16 protein-coding genes are annotated in these 15043 nt (G+C 42.4%); 12 read left to right on the top strand and 4 right to left on the bottom strand.

Features of this window, described 5'->3' with window-relative positions; translation table 11 throughout:
- Window positions 1-12 precede the first annotated feature (12 nt).
- A complete protein-coding gene (locus RIB15_RS00605; protein ID WP_350200204.1) occupies window positions 13-195 on the top strand; it encodes a hypothetical protein in 183 nt (60 codons plus the stop codon).
- Here the strand turns inward: RIB15_RS00605 and RIB15_RS00600 are convergent, their stop codons facing one another.
- Window positions 196-1311 (bottom strand): 4-phosphoerythronate dehydrogenase, encoded by a 1116-nt coding sequence (locus tag RIB15_RS00600; RefSeq protein ID WP_350200203.1) that lies wholly within the window; start codon window positions 1309-1311, stop codon window positions 196-198. It abuts the gene before it with no gap.
- 50 nt (window positions 1312-1361) lie between these two features.
- Between RIB15_RS00600 and RIB15_RS00595 the strand changes: the two genes are divergently transcribed.
- The 7 genes from RIB15_RS00595 to RIB15_RS00565 all read left to right on the top strand — a co-directional run bounded on the left by RIB15_RS00595 (window position 1362) and on the right by RIB15_RS00565 (window position 8823).
- On the top strand, window positions 1362-2705 hold the full coding sequence (locus tag RIB15_RS00595; RefSeq protein ID WP_350200202.1) for a thymidine phosphorylase: 1344 nt from the start codon (window positions 1362-1364) through the stop codon (window positions 2703-2705).
- A 75-nt stretch (window positions 2706-2780) separates the two neighbouring features.
- Window positions 2781-3533 (top strand): PspA/IM30 family protein, encoded by a 753-nt coding sequence (locus RIB15_RS00590; protein WP_350200201.1) that lies wholly within the window; start codon window positions 2781-2783, stop codon window positions 3531-3533.
- 9 nt (window positions 3534-3542) lie between these two features.
- Complete coding sequence (locus RIB15_RS00585) at window positions 3543-4007, top strand: hypothetical protein (RefSeq protein WP_350200200.1); 465 nt, start codon at window positions 3543-3545, stop codon at window positions 4005-4007.
- The gene (locus tag RIB15_RS00580; RefSeq protein ID WP_350200199.1) at window positions 4004-4888 is read left to right on the top strand and encodes a hypothetical protein; all 885 of its coding nucleotides are present in this window, start codon (window positions 4004-4006) and stop codon (window positions 4886-4888) included. Before RIB15_RS00585 ends, RIB15_RS00580 begins: the two co-directional genes overlap by 4 nt.
- A gap of 3 nt (window positions 4889-4891) precedes the next feature.
- The gene (locus RIB15_RS00575) at window positions 4892-5671 is read left to right on the top strand and encodes an enoyl-CoA hydratase/isomerase family protein (protein ID WP_350200198.1); all 780 of its coding nucleotides are present in this window, start codon (window positions 4892-4894) and stop codon (window positions 5669-5671) included.
- 88 nt (window positions 5672-5759) lie between these two features.
- Entirely contained in the window at window positions 5760-7037 is a 1278-nt protein-coding gene (locus RIB15_RS00570) for a hemolysin family protein (RefSeq protein WP_350200197.1), read from the top strand.
- A gap of 73 nt (window positions 7038-7110) precedes the next feature.
- On the top strand, window positions 7111-8823 hold the full coding sequence (locus RIB15_RS00565) for an ATP-binding protein (protein ID WP_350200196.1): 1713 nt from the start codon (window positions 7111-7113) through the stop codon (window positions 8821-8823).
- Between the two features lie 14 nt (window positions 8824-8837).
- Here RIB15_RS00565 and RIB15_RS00560 read toward each other — a convergent pair whose 3' ends face one another.
- Together RIB15_RS00560 and RIB15_RS00555 are read right to left on the bottom strand one after the other, a co-directional pair.
- On the bottom strand, window positions 8838-9371 hold the full coding sequence (locus tag RIB15_RS00560; RefSeq protein ID WP_350200195.1) for a DinB family protein: 534 nt from the start codon (window positions 9369-9371) through the stop codon (window positions 8838-8840).
- A gap of 51 nt (window positions 9372-9422) precedes the next feature.
- Window positions 9423-10517 carry a 6-phosphofructokinase gene (locus RIB15_RS00555; RefSeq protein ID WP_350200194.1) on the bottom strand — a complete coding sequence of 365 codons (1095 nt, stop codon included), beginning with the start codon at window positions 10515-10517 and terminating at the stop codon, window positions 9423-9425.
- A 169-nt stretch (window positions 10518-10686) separates the two neighbouring features.
- Here RIB15_RS00555 and RIB15_RS00550 point away from each other — a divergent pair, with 169 nt between their 5' ends.
- Complete coding sequence (locus tag RIB15_RS00550) at window positions 10687-11334, top strand: SDR family oxidoreductase (RefSeq protein ID WP_350200193.1); 648 nt, start codon at window positions 10687-10689, stop codon at window positions 11332-11334.
- An 85-nt stretch (window positions 11335-11419) separates the two neighbouring features.
- Here RIB15_RS00550 and azu read toward each other — a convergent pair whose 3' ends face one another.
- A complete protein-coding gene (gene azu, locus RIB15_RS00545) occupies window positions 11420-11860 on the bottom strand; it encodes an azurin (RefSeq protein WP_350200192.1) in 441 nt (146 codons plus the stop codon).
- A 152-nt stretch (window positions 11861-12012) separates the two neighbouring features.
- On the opposite strand from azu, the gene RIB15_RS00540 reads away from it, so the two are divergent.
- The 3 genes from RIB15_RS00540 to RIB15_RS00530 all read left to right on the top strand — a co-directional run bounded on the left by RIB15_RS00540 (window position 12013) and on the right by RIB15_RS00530 (window position 15031).
- A complete protein-coding gene (locus tag RIB15_RS00540) occupies window positions 12013-12978 on the top strand; it encodes a Gfo/Idh/MocA family protein (RefSeq protein ID WP_350200191.1) in 966 nt (321 codons plus the stop codon).
- Between the two features lie 170 nt (window positions 12979-13148).
- On the top strand, window positions 13149-13766 hold the full coding sequence (locus tag RIB15_RS00535) for a TetR/AcrR family transcriptional regulator (protein WP_350200190.1): 618 nt from the start codon (window positions 13149-13151) through the stop codon (window positions 13764-13766).
- The gene (locus tag RIB15_RS00530) at window positions 13763-15031 is read left to right on the top strand and encodes a TolC family protein (protein WP_350200189.1); all 1269 of its coding nucleotides are present in this window, start codon (window positions 13763-13765) and stop codon (window positions 15029-15031) included. The genes RIB15_RS00535 and RIB15_RS00530 overlap by 4 nt, the downstream gene beginning before the upstream one ends.
- The last annotated feature ends 12 nt before the right edge of the window (window positions 15032-15043 follow it).

The raw sequence follows: 15043 nt of genomic DNA, 5'->3' as shown, positions 1-15043 counted from the left end.
AAGGCATTTGAATTGAAGGATAACGGAGAACTATACGGTGCAATTCAGCGGGGAGAACACGAATTTTATATTCTGGAGCCAGGCAAAGAAATGTACAAAACCGGCTTTGCCCGATTTACCCACTTGTGGCTGTTGGAAGACGGAGAGTGGATCTTGAAGAGAGTATTAAGCTACGATCACAAAGACCCGGACTAACTAATCCGTTGCCTTCACACCAAGTTTCTTCAATTCAGGGAACTCTTCCAGAAGTTCTTTCCTGATTTTCAGGGAAGGATACTCAAAACGATATGGCCATTCATTTCTCAGATTCCGAAACAAGACTTTCTTATCCGGTCGGCCAGATAAATCTCTCAGGGCTTTGTCATAACCCAGAATAGGATGCAGGCGGGTAATGAGTTTGGTTAGATCATACTGAATGTGAGCGAGATCCTCAGCACGTTCGGGTATTTCGTAGTGAACCGGCCCGGAAGCCAGATTAAAAAATTTAGCCAATTGATCACAAACTAGTTTTGTAGCGTTGACTTTAGCCTGCTCGGAATAACCGGCGATGTGTGGCGTAGCGATAAATGCATGTTTAGCCACTTCGGTGTTAAAATCAGGTTCATCTTCCCATACATCGAGGATATAATCCTGAATATCACCTTCAACATAATATTTCATCAGGGCTAACTCGTTAATAACTCCACCCCGTGCAGCGTTAATGATCAATTTGTAAGAACGGCCTTTTAGCTTTTCTTCATCAAGCCAGTGAAAGGTGGAATAATTTCCTTTTCTGTTCAGGGGCACATGAAAGGTGAGAATATCACAATTCAAGACTTCTTGCAGCGAGACTGAGCTAAAATCAGGCTCTCTTTCTGCCCTGGGTGGGTCGTACTGCACACAATCAATCCCAAAATTAGTGAGTAACTCAACAACTGCAGATCCGGCTTTGCCAACCCCAATCACACCCACACTCCCAAACGATTCGTCAGGTTGCTCTTTTTCGCGCCACAGCAGAATGGAGGTCATTACGTACTCGGCAACCGCACGGGCATTACAGCCATTTGCACTGGCGAGGGTAATTCCCTTTTCTTCCAGGTATTCGTTGTCCAGATGATCAGTTCCTGATGACCCGGTTCCGATGAACCTGAGATTTTTTGGAGGATTCGGGAAAGTATCTGCGGTTAAATGGGTTACAGTTCGAAGTAACAAGGCATCGGCCTGATTCAGGTCCGGGATTCCGTCTGAAGGATTATATAGATTAAGCTCTGTTTGCGGAGGAATGAGCTCCTCAATTTTATACAGATTTTGGTCGGCTGAAACGTGTATCAAAAAGTGCTGATTGAATGAGAAAAAAAGTTGGATTAAGCCTATACTTCGATATGGATTCAAAATACAATATAGTTTCACTTATTCGCAAAAAACGAGATGGGAAAACTCTGGAGAAAGAAGAGATTCAGCATCTTATTAATTTATATACAGCCGATGAGATTCCTGATTATCAAATTAGTGCGTTTCTGATGGCCGCTTTCTTGAATGGAATGAATGATGAAGAATCGGCTGCTTTCACGGAAGCAATGCTTCATTCCGGAGAAATTGTTGATCTCTCGCATGTTTCAGGAAAGAAAGTGGATAAGCATTCAACAGGCGGGGTGGGTGATAAACTGTCGCTGATTCTAGCACCGGTGGTGGCTGCTGCCGGAGTTCCTGTGCCAATGATATCGGGACGGGGGTTAGGTCATACCGGCGGAACGCTTGACAAACTGGAGTCAATTCCGGGATTTACAGTAGATATGAATTTGGCCCGGTATAAAGAAATTATCGGAAAACATAATCTGGTGCTTGCCGGGCAAACCAAGGAAATTGCTCCAGCTGATAAACGCTTATACGCTCTCCGTGATGTAACAGCCACCGTAGAATCCATTCCACTGATTGCGGGAAGTATTATGAGTAAGAAGCTGGCTGAGGGAATTGATGCTTTGGTGCTGGATGTGAAAGTGGGTTCCGGCGCCTTTATGAAGACAACAGAAGATGCCATCAAACTGGGAGAGGCATTGGTTGGGATTGGTACTCAGTTTGAAAAAGAAACGATTGCGTATGTGACCAATATGAATCAGCCCCTTGGATATAAAATCGGAAACTGGCTGGAAGTGGAAGAATGTATAGATGCCATGCATGGCGATGGACCTGATGATATCATGGAGATTACTCATCTTTTGGCAGGAACCATGATCTATCTTGGTGGAAAGGCTGGAGATGTTAGGGAGGGGATTGAAATCAGCAAAGAACAAATTGAAAACGGAGCTGCTTTTCAGAAGTGGCTGGATATTGTTGAAGAGCAGGGTGGAGATACGGATATGATTAAATCACCCCAAAAATATCCAAAAGCCAGTTACGAATTTGAAATTAAAGCCAAAAAGGATGGATATGTATCAGAGATGAATTCTTTTGAAATTGGGATGGCTTCTGTTGAGCTGGGTGCAGGCCGTAAAACCAAGGAAGAAGACGTAGATCCACAGGCCGGAATTGTTCTTCAAAAGAAAATTGGAGACAAAATTTCAAAAGGTGAAACAATTTTGACTGGTTATACGAACAAGCCATCAGCAATAGACGCTGCAAGCGAGCAGTTATTCGGGGCAGTAACTATTGCCGAAACTAAACCCGAGGCAGTGCATTTGGTAAGTCACACAATCGACAAAAACGGCAGCAGGGCATTTGAGCTTTAACTGCTTGAAATACACTAATAATCGGTTAATTTAGTTTGTAGTTTAACAGGGCATTAAAAAATAAAGGAAAGTACTATGTTTCAACGATTTATCCGCGCTATCAAATCAATGTTCGGTGGCTTAATAAGCTCAATGGAGGATCCAAAACTCATCCTTGAGCAAAACATCCGGGACTTAAACGATCAAATTCCCCAGATGAACGAGAATATCGCTACGGTTAAAGCCAACCTGTTGATGCTCCAAAAGGAAATGAATCGCAATGAAAAAGCGATACAGGATTTAACAGCTAAAGTTAAGTCAGCTATCCAAGCTAATCGGGATGATATTGCTGAGGGTTATGCGCTTCAACTAGAAAAGGCGAAAGAAAATTACGCACACACCAAAGATCAGCTTGCCTTTGCAGAAAAGGCTTACGAAAAAGCTATTAAGGTGAAAAAAGTGTTTATGCGTGAGAAAGATCGCAAGATACAGGAAGCTAAAGAAGCTCTTCGCGCAAGTGAGCGCTCTGAATGGCAAGCCAAAATTGCGGATACGCTGGAACAGTTTGAAGTGGGCGGGATTGATGCCACTCATGATGAGATGATCAACCGTATCAATGAGCAGTCAGCTAAGAACGAAGCCCGTATGGAAATCGCACTCGATAGCATTGACACCGAGACTATGGAAATCGAAGCTAATGCTGAGAAACTGCGTGCTAAATCATTAGTTGAGCAATTCAAGATGGAAATGGGCGAAAAGAGCGGTTCTATCAATATTGACGAAGAAGAACCAGCTAAAGAAAAAGACAGCTCCAAGACTGTAGGCAACAAAGAAAAAAGCAGTTCATAGGAAATAGCCATGAGCAGCAAAAGCGAACAAGAACGGGAACGCCTCAAAGAAGAGTACAAAGAACACTATCGGCGTATTAAAGAGGCTAAAGAACGGCTGAAAAGAGCAGAGCAGAAAGGGAAAATATCCCAGGCAGTCAATAATATGAATGCTGATAATCTTCTCGAAACGGTCGATGAATTCCTGGGAAAAGTGCGTGAAAAGGTTACAAACGTAGAAGCCCGGCTTGATGTAGCTATGGATAGCCTGGAAGACGAAGATACTGAGGCCGGCAGTAAAATTAAGAAAGAAGAACTTGACGAAGAGCTGAAAAAGCAAAAAGCCAAGCAGACGTTGAAGCAGGTAAAAGCCGAAATGGGTATGCTCTATAACGAAATAGAAAAGCATGCTGATGAAATCAGAACCGAAAAAACGATTGGCAATAAAAAACCGGCTTCAGACAGCAAAGATAATTCATCAGAACCTGAATCATGAGTGACGAACTGAATATCAACTATACCCGGGAAGCTTTTATGAACCCCATAAATTTGGGGGTATTGCTGGTTTCCACGCTTACCGCTTTTTTTATGACCGGACTGGGAGATTTTTCCAGTCTTTTGCTCACTTCTGTTTTTGGACTTGAGTTAATGTACCTGGGTATAGTTCCCAAATTACCGCGCTTCCGTAAAAAACTGGAGCTGAAGAAAATCAAAGAACGTCACGCAGCCAATAACGAAAAAGAATTATTTCAATCGCTGGATAATAAATCTCAAAAGAGATTTCTGGTACTGAAGCATTTGGCTAAACTGGTTCAGGAGAACTTTGAGAAGCTTCCTTACAGTTCGCAAGGCTTATTGGATAACATCGGTAAAAAAATTGACGAGCTACTGGGTAATTACCTGACGTTGCTTGATTTGATTAAGCGGTATGAAGTGTATTTGAATACATCACTGGAAAGCAGCTTAAAGGAAGAGGTAGTACGGCAAATTGAAGAAATTAAGACCCTGGAATCGGAGAAGCTGAAGCGCACAAAAGCCCGGCGTGTTGCCATCATGCAAAAGCGCCTGAAGAAATTTAACGTGGCCAAAGAGAAATATCTGGTGTGTGAAACTCATCTTGAAACCATTGAAGATGCCGTCAGATATATCTACGAGCAGTCTATGACGATGAGTAATCCTGAAGAGATTGGCTTCCAGCTTGATAATCTGCTGACTGAAGTTGAGGAAACTTCACAATTGATTGACGACTTAGATCAGGATATTTTACCTGAGTACACTACGGAGTGGGAGAACGATCTGGATTTTGATTCCATTTTGGATGAACTCTCAGACGAAGTGAAAACGGAAATTAAACCCGCTAAGAAAGTCAAAGAATAGAATATGGACCAGATTTACGAAACGCTTCTTACAGAAGTCGATGAATCCGGCATTTGTACGCTCACCATTAATCGTCCCGATAAACTCAATGCCCTGAATAATCAGGTATTAGAGGAACTCGATAAAGCAATTGATGACATCAAAGAGAATTATCAGGTTAAATCGCTGGTAATTACCGGGGCTGGTGAAAAGGCTTTTGTTGCCGGTGCTGATATCAAAGAACTGAGCTCATTAGATCCCGTTTCAGGAGAAAAAGTATCAAAAAAAGGACAGGATATTTTTCAGAAGATCGAAGATCTGACCATTCCTGTGATTGCGGCTGTAAACGGATATGCTCTGGGTGGCGGATGTGAATTGGCTATGGCTTGCCACTTGCGAATTGCTTTTGAAAAGGCTGCTTTTGGGTTACCCGAAGTTAGTTTGGGATTGATTCCGGGTTATGGAGGCACCCAACGGCTTACCCAGCTTGTGGGTAGAGGCAAGGCCCTTGAAATGATTATGACTGGCCGGCAGGTTAAAGCTGTTGAAGCCTTCGAAATAGGATTGGTAAATCAGGTTACCGGGCATTCTGCAATTGATGAAGCCAAATCAATGCTGAATAAAATTATGAAGCAAGGACCATTAGCTATTAAAAATGCTCTTCAGGCGGTAAAACAGGTAGGCTCAGGAAAAGGATATGAATCTGAAGCCAGTCTGTTTGGAGAATTATGCGGTACTGCTGATTTTAGGGAAGGAACCAGTGCTTTTCTCGAAAAGAGAAAGCCCAATTTCTCCGGTAAATAGAAACGAACTAAGTATTGAATGAAAGACGAACCTCCATCGGGTAGCACATTTCTTTTTCTCTTCACAATTAAAAAAACCGGGGTAAGCCATGTTTGAGTTTGTCCTGATTGTCATAACCATATTGCTGAGTGGCTTTTTCTCTGGTTCTGAAATTGCTTTTGTAACAGCCAATAAGCTCAAGCTGGAAGTAGCCTCACGGAAGAATAACTTTCTGTCCAATTCTATAGAGTTTTTTACCCGTAAACCGGAAACATTTCTGACAACAACCCTTGTTGGAAATAATATTGTTAATGTACTCTATGCTACATTCATGGCAATTTTCCTTGTTGAACCGATTCAGGTTTATGGAGAAGCCTGGTTTGGGGTTGTTCCTTCTGAAATTCAAATCCTGATTATCCAGACTATTATTGCTTCTGTGGTTATCATGTTATTTGGTGAGATTTTGCCCAAAGCTATTTTCAGGGCATTGGCTGATAATATGATCGCAGTGATTTCGGTTCCTCTGCGGGTCGCCTATTATCTGTTTCGTCCGCTTATCGAAATTTCGAAAGGCTCATCTAATATTCTGATTCGCTGGCTGGTAAAAGATGCTGAGGTAGTAGAAAGCTATTATCGCCGGCAGGATGTGGAAATGATCTTTAAAGAGCTTCGGGACAGCGGAGGCAGTGAAGATATTGATGAAGACGATTCAGAGATCCTACACAATGTTCTGGAACTGTCCAACAAGCGGGTTAAAGACTCAATGATTCCCCGTATCGAAATAGAAGCAGTAGAAAAAGATACGCCCATTGAAGAAGTTTTGAATATGTTCATACAATCGGGACATTCAAAACTACCGGTTTACAGAGAGTCTATTGATGATGTAATCGGAGTCGTATTTGCACATGATTTCTTTCACACTCCGAAATCTTTAAACGAAATTATTCGTCCGGTTAAGCTGGTTCCTTCCAGTAAGAAATCCAAAGACTTGCTTACCGAGTTCCGGCAGTCGAACATGTCGGTAGCTATTGTGTTGGATGAATACGGAGGTACTGCGGGGATGGTCACCATCGAGGACTTACTGGAGGAGGTAGTTGGTGATATTCAGGACGAATATGATGTGGAAGACGAGATCATGAAAAAGCTTTCCGAAAATACGTATGTGGTAAGCGGGAATGTGGAAATTCAGGAGTTAATGGAAAAATTTGATGAAATTGAACTCCCACTGGAACCTTCCGAGTATGATACCGTAGCGGGATTCATCATTAATCATTTGGGGCGTATTCCGAAAGTAAATGAGGAAGTGGTGGTTGAGGGTAAGAAATTCATTATCAGTAAAGCCACACCCAGTCGCATTGAAACGGTTAAGCTCATTTTAATTGAATAACAAAGTAACATAGTGACAGAGAAGCTTTGCACTATGTTACTTTGTTACTTATTCACTTTGAAAATTAAAGAATATGTTTGATCACTATCCAAAATGGTCTCAGGAATTTGCTCGAAAGTATCTGAGCAGAACCATCAATCAGTTTATACTGCACGGGAACGTACACGATTTAGTGTCTCTTAAAACGGATGAAGGAACTCAATTTCATCGCCTGAAGTCTTTTCTGTCGGATGAGTTCTTCGGTGCCCGGGATTTCGTGATTTTCTATGATCGCGCTTCAGGTATTTATTTCAGGGATAAGGAATCCCAGGCAGATTTCAACCAGGCCATCGCCGGACGGGATAGTTTGGTGGGAACGGAATACGCCAAGAAGATGCCTAAGGACCCCGTGAGGGTAATGTCGTTGCTGGAACAGTATTTCCGTCTTCGTCTGGATCAAAAGAAAAGTGTGGCCCTCATTATTGATTATGCCGAGACTATAGTACCGATGAGTGATGCAGCTTCGATTGGAAATGAAGACCGAACTTCGATGGTCTATTTGTCGCGCTGGGCTCACGACCCTATGTTTCTGGCTTCTGATTTCACCACGGTGATGATTACGGAAAACCTGGCTGACTTAAATAAAACGCTCGTTCAAAATCCTTATACCACAGATATAAAAATCAATATTCCGGGAGAACGGGAGAGAAGGGAATTCATTGATTTCGAGACCAAGAATGATACCTGGAAAGAACTCTCAGATGTAAAGCCGGATATCGTGGCTCAGCAAACGGCCGGACTGAATTTTGTGAACATCCGAAGCGTGTTATCTCATGCCCGGGAGAATAAGGAGAGAATCACTTTCGAGGGTTTGTCAGAAACCAAGAAAGAGCTGATTGAGGCAGAAGCATACGGGTTGCTGGAGTTTGTAGAAACCCAATACTCTCTGGACAATGTAGCAGGCCACACCCATGTAAAAAAACATCTCCGACAGGCAGTCAAAGCTTTAAAATCGGGCCGACAGGATGTAATGCCTATGGGATATCTGGTCTGTGGTCCGGTAGGAACCGGTAAAACCTTTTTGGTAACCTGCTTCGCGAGTGAAGTTGGTATTCCCATGGTGAAACTCAAAAACTTCCGAAGTCAGTGGCAAGGGGTGACGGAAGGAAACCTGGAAAAAATACTTTCTCTTTTGAAGGCGATGTCGCCGGTAGCGGTGATGATTGATGAAGCGGATGCCTACCTCGGTGATCGTGATGCAAGCGGTGACAGTGGCGTTTCAAGCCGTGTATTCTCACAAATAGCTACCTTTATGAGCGATACTGAAAACCGGGGTCGTATTGTATGGTTCCTGATGACCGCGCGTCCCGATCTCATGCCTATTGACCTGAAGCGACAGGGAAGAGCCGAGGAACACCTTGCCCTGTTTCCGCCTCATACCAATGAGGAACGTGTGGAGCTCTTTGAAGCCATGAAAAAGAAAACCGGCCTTCAGATGACTGAAGATTACATTCCTGCCGTGATTGAAGAGGGTTTCAAAACCTTTTCAGGTGCCGATATGGAAGCCGCTTTAACCCGAGCTAAATTCCGCGCAGCTGCTGAGGGAAGAAAGAAAGTAACCCCCGAAATTCTGGACCTGGCTTTAGCCGATTTTCTTCCGCCAACCTATCCGGAAGAAGTTGAACTTCAGACGCTCAGTGCCGTGATAGAATGTACGTCTAAAGAATTACTTCCGGAGCGATATCGTGAGATGGATCGGGACGAAATTCTGTCTAAAATTGATGAACTGAAGTTCAGGGTGGGGTAGAAGCCATTAAAATGTTATGGCTTTAATATTCCCAGATAGTTGACCCAAGGGCCTACTTCTGATTTGTATCGATTGGCCATTACACGTGATATTTGTGCGATATGGTTAAGATCGTGCACCACCCAGCTACTCAATAATTGAGATAAATTTACTTCCCCAAAATCAGGATGAAAACCCTTTTTCTCAAAATCGCCAGAACCAAGTTTCTGATTTTTCAGCTGTTCAATGTTCGCATTTCGTAAGTTTTTAAATTCTTCAAGTAGTTGCTCAAGAGATTTACCTTTGCTTTCCTCAAACTGTGCAAACCGGTCAAAGGGTTGAAATGTTTTATCTGTTTGGCTGGAAAGAATAATTTTCATTCTTGGAATCCAGTCGGTTTTCTCTCCGTGAATCAGATGGCCGACCACATCAAAAGGACTCCAGATATTAGGCCCCTCGTTGGCACTTGTCCATTCTGATGGCAGATTACTTAGCATCTCGTTCAAAATAGCTGGAGTACGCTGCAAAATTTCTATAGAATGCTCTAAATTGAATTTCATAAAAGTCATGATTTGTAAAATTAACCGCCTTAGAAGCTCGTCTTTATTAATGGGATATACTCAATCCCCAAAACTAATCCCAACACCTTTAGCCGTTTGAACTAAAAAGCTGTCCGGGTCAACGAGGTTGTTTCCTTTTGTGGCCTCTGCGAGAGGTACAGCTACAATTTCCTGGTCGATGAAGGAAACCATATGCCCAAAATTTCCTTCAATGGCTAATTCCATTGCTTTCACTCCAAACTGGGTGGCAAGAATGCGGTCGAAGGCTTCGGGTTTTCCTCCTCGTTGCAAATGCCCTAACACCATTTCCCGAATATCGTGTTCAAATCCGGCAGATTTCAGCTGATCGGATAACTGGTAGGCTACACCTCCCAAACGTTTATTCTGATAACCCACTTCTTTGCTTTCTCTTGAAAAGACTGATCCTTCTTTTGGTTTGGCTCCTTCCGCAATCACAACAATCGCAAATCCACGCCCGTCTTTATAGCGACTGTTAATTTTTTCCAGCACTTTGTTGATATCGTAGGGGATTTCAGGGATCAGGCAAACTTCAGCTCCTCCCGCGATGGCAGAGTGAAGGGCAATCCAACCCGCACCACGACCCATTACTTCCAGAATCATCAAACGGTGGTGGCTTGAGGCTGTAGTTACCAATTTATCCACAGCATCGGTAGCTATATCAACTGCTGTTTGAAAACCGAAAGTGTAGTCGGTAGAAGAGAGGTCATTATCAATGGTTTTAGGCACACCAATTACATTGAGGCCTTTTTTTTGCAACTGGTGACTGATTTTTTGAGAACCGTCTCCGCCGATATTTATTACGGCTTCAAAACCTTCATTTTTCAGATAATCAATCATTTCATCGGAACGGTCTTCGGTAGTCCAGGAACCATCTTTGTGTTTAACAGGCCAGTTGAAGGGGCCTCCCTTGTTTGTGGTTTTTAAAATGGTACCACCTTTAGCATGTATGCCAGCCACTTCCTGATCAGTCAACCGAATAATTTCTTTTGGGGTGCGCAGAGCCCCGTTGAAGGCCTCGATGCTGCCATACACTTCCCAATCGCTAGTTTTTGCTGCACGTTTTACGATGGCACGAATTACTGCATTAAGGCCGGGGCAATCACCGCCGCCGGTTGTGATAAGTACTTTCTTCATAGTTGGTTTTGTCGATGAAATTTGATGATTAAAATAAGTGATTTTAAATGAATTAATAATGGGACGCAGACGTGCCGAATAAGAATTTCAGAACTAGTTTGTGGTCACTGAAACGATATGTGAGGTGTGTACATTTATCTAATTGAAATCAAAAAAAAGAAAGAGGATAATGAACGTTTTAGTAATTGGAGCTAATGGGCAAATTGGAAAAAGATTAGTCCATCAGTTGAAAGAGTCAAACCATGGTCCTGTTGCCATGGTTCGAAAAGAAGAACAGGTAGATCAATTCAAAGAAAATGGAATTGATACTGTTTTGGGGGATCTGGAAGACGATTTCACTCATGCTTTTGAAGACATTGATGCAGTGGTGTTCTCGGCGGGTTCAGGTGGGCATACTCCCAAATCTCAGACAAAAGTAATTGACCGGGATGGCGCTATAAAAGCTATCGATGAGGCAGAAAAAGCAGGTCGTAAGCGATTCATTATGGTAAGTGCTCTGAAGGCTAACAGAGATTCGGAAACCTGGTCGGAACCGATGGAGCATTATTATGATGCCAAAGCAAAAGCTGATGAACGACTTAGAAATTCGGATTTAGACTATACGGTGCTTATGCCGGGTCGGTTAACCAATGAAGAGGGAATCGGAAAAGTAGAGCTAAAAGAACGGATTGAATCAATAGACAACAAAACTATAACCCGTGATGATGTAGCAACAGTGATAGTGGAGCTTTTGGATGCGAAACAAAGCTATAAGAAAAGTCTGGAATTATTGCAGGGGAGCACACCCATAAAAGAAGCTATATCAAATCTGAATTAACAGATATAAAAAACCCCGGATAACGATCAGAAATCCGGGGCTCAGGGTATAATACGAGTAGTTTTTAGAAATGCTAATTAACTACTTATTCTACAATTAGTTTACCTTTCATTAGCGCGTAGTGGCCAGGGAAGCTACAAATATAGTCGTAAGTTCCGGCTTCAGGCGCTGTAAATTCGATGGTGGTTTCTTGTCCGCCTCCAATCAAATCTGTATGCACAATTACATCTTCTGTACCTTCAGGGATATATTCGTTACCGGCTGCTTTCGATGCAGCTGCACCAAACTTTTGGATGTCTGTTCCCTGAGTAAGAAGCACCCAGTTATGTCCCATGGCAGCTTTTGGAAGTTTACCAACATGCTTCAGGGTTAGTACAACAGTTTGACCTGCTTCAACTTTGATTTCGCTTAGATTGAATTGCATCCTGTCATTGCCTTCAATAGTAATTTCAACTTTATCCTGAGCTTGAGCCAAGTTTGTAAATGCAAGGGCAAAGATGGCCAATAAAGAAAATAGAGTTCTCATAATGATTCGCTTTTTTTATTTGCGGTACCAAAGTTTGGTTACCGACCTGTTTAATTTTTGTTGATCAAAAACTATCGGTGTAATGTGAATATTTTGTGAAGTTAAAAATAAAAGTTTTACTCTAGTCAAAATAATAATTTAAGAATGGTTCTATGGATTATGTGAGATGGGGAATTTTAAGCACAGCAAATATCGGGGTTAAGCATGTAATCCCTGCAATGCAAAAAAGTAAAAGGTCGAAAGTAACAGCTATATCTTCGAGAAATCCCAAGCGTGCCGGGGAGATTGCTACTCAGCTTGGCATTCAAAAGTCCTATGGGTCTTATGAAGACCTGCTGGCTGATGATGAAATTGATGCCATTTATAACCCGCTGCCCAATCATTTACATGTGCCGCTGACCATGAAGGCTTTAGAAGCCGGTAAGCATGTGCTCTGCGAAAAACCGATCGCTATGAACCTGAATGAAGCAGAGGCATTACTGTCTAAAATAAAAGCATTCCCCAACCTGAAAGTGATGGAAGCCTTTATGTACCGCTTTCATCCCCAGTGGGAAGTCGTGAAAAAATGGATCAGTGATGGGGAAGTCGGGGATATTAAAACCATCCATTCTGTGTTTACTTACTACAATGATGACCCGGAGAACATTCGCAATAAAGCTGGTATTGGAGGAGGGGGATTAATGGATATCGGATGTTATTGCATCTCTGCTTCCCGGTATTTGTTTGAGGATGAACCGATTGAAGTTAAAGGAGAAGTAGAAATTCATCCGGACTTCGGGACCGATGTTTTAGCTTCAGGAATTCTTCGGTTTCCGGAAGGTACAGCCACTTTTACCTGTTCAACATTGGCCAGTCCAAACCAAAAACTTACTGTTTATGGCACGGAAGGAATAATTGAGATGGATATACCGTTTAATCCTCTCGAAAATCCTGCTGATCTAAGACTTAAAAAAGATGGTAAGATGGTCAAAGAAAAAACAACTCAGGCTAATCATTATACTCTGCAGGCAGACGCATTTACTCAAGCCATTTTGAATAATACTGACGTCCCCACGCCTATCGAAGATGCCGTTGCCAATATGAAAGTGATTGACGCACTGCTTTCACACAAAAAATAGATTAGAATTACTCTTTCTGATCTGAATGACCTTATAAAACCAAATTTTATCTAACTGATTTTAATGCGTTTGGTTTGTCATGAAAATTATTAACCATAAAGTTCAACCAGATGGTTGAAAATGTGAGTTTACCTTTCTAAATTTGATGCAGAATTAATCAAAAGATCATTATGACTGATAAAGAGAAAGCAACCGAAGAACAAATTTTTGAAGCAGCGTCCCGGGTATTCCAAAAGGATGGCTACGCCGGTGCACGCATGCAACAAATAGCGGATGAAGCTAATATCAACAAGTCGATGCTTCATTATTACTACCGAAGCAAAGAAAAACTTTTCAGGGCAGTGTTCCAGAAACAGCTTGCCCGGTTTTTCCCAACTATTTTCGAGGTCCTGGGTTCTGAGCTGACTCTTGACAAGAAAGTACCCCGACTAATCGATGCCTATTATAATTTTCTGCAAGACAACCCAACCGTTGTGCAGTTTATTATACAGGAGATGAATAATCATCCCGAAGAATTTCGGCGGTTCATGAAGGAAAAAAATATCCATCCGCCTAAAAGCTTTGCTGACCAAATCAGGAAAGAGGTTGAAGAAGGAAATATGGACCCAGTAGAACCAAGGCAGCTTCTTATCAGTATGGTTGGTCTGATTCTTTTCCCATTCATTGCCCAGATGATGGTAAAAACCGTTTTTGGGCTTGAGGAGCAAGAGTACCTAAAGTTCCTGAAAGACCGAAAATGGTTCCTCACCGATTTTATTTTGAACGCTATAAACTATAAAAAGCCATGAATACTCTGCTCGCCTCTTTGTTGATATTCACTTTTTTACAGCCGGGTTCACCAGCCGATTCTATCTCCCTGAATTACTGCTATGAGCAGGCTGAGAACAACTACCCAATAGCAAAGAATATGGCATTGCAGCAGGAGATTACAGTTCTGAATATCCGGATTTTGAATACAGGCTATTACCCGCAGGTGTCGTTAAACGGGAAAGCAAGTTATCAGTCGGAGGTGACGGAATTTGGACTTCCAAGCGGAGGCGGTGCGCCAGCTATAAGTAAAGATCAGTATGAAGCTTCCTTACAGGTTAGCCAGAATATTTATAATGGCGGAGCTATAGGAATTCGGAAGAATCTGGAGAAGGAAAAAGGGCTGCAGGAAGTACTAACGACCAAAGCAGAGCTTCATCAAATACGGAATCAAATTGATCAGGTTTATTTCGGGATTCTGCTCTCTCAAAAGCAGAAACAAGCTAGTGAATTGTTAATTACTGATCTGAAGGAAAGGCTCAAAAGCGTACGTTCTAAAGTGGAAAACGGGCTTTTGTTGCGAAGCCAACAGCTGATATTGGAGGCTGAACTGATCAAAGCTCGTCAGGACTCCGCGAGCGTGATGTCGAATATGAAAGCCGGCTATCCTGTACTAAGTGCCATAATTGGGGAGGAAATCCCGGTTTCCACTAAGCTGATGTTACCGGATTTGGCTACAGAAGTTGAAATGGCTGAGCCCGCCCGACCAGAACTGGCGCTATTCGAAAGCTCACGAAAAACCATTGAGCAGCAAAAGAAACTGGCTAAATCCATGAAAAGACCGGGTATATCAGCTTTTGGAACGGCTGCTTACGGCAGGCCGGGGCTTAATTTCCTGAATGATGATTTTCACGAATATTATATCGTAGGCCTCAGGCTGAGATGGAATTTTATGGATTTCCTGAATTCGGATGAGGAAGTGAAAGCATTGAACATCAGGCAAAAAACGATAAAGCACCAGGAAGAATCATTTAACCTTCAGTTGACCACTCAGTTGAGTAAAATAAGTGAGCGGATCAGGGTTTTAGAAGAGAACATCAGCAGGGATAAAGAGATCATAACAATAAGAGAAGAAGTGGTGGGTGAAAGTGTCAATCAGCTAGAGAATGGAGTTATTACGGCTACCGAATATATCACTGAGCTTACCAATGCCAACCGAGCCCGGCTTTCCCTTTTTACCAACCAGGTTAAATTAATTCAGGCCTTGACAGAATATCGCACGGCTATGGGTTTGGATATTGAATAGAGAATTTCAATC

The sequence above is a fragment of the Gracilimonas sp. genome (assembly GCF_040218225.1).
Taxonomy (GTDB): Bacteria; Bacteroidota; Rhodothermia; order Balneolales; family Balneolaceae; genus Gracilimonas.
The sequence above is the reverse complement of the archived record's forward strand: the minus strand, read 5'-3'. Positions and strand labels throughout refer to the sequence as shown.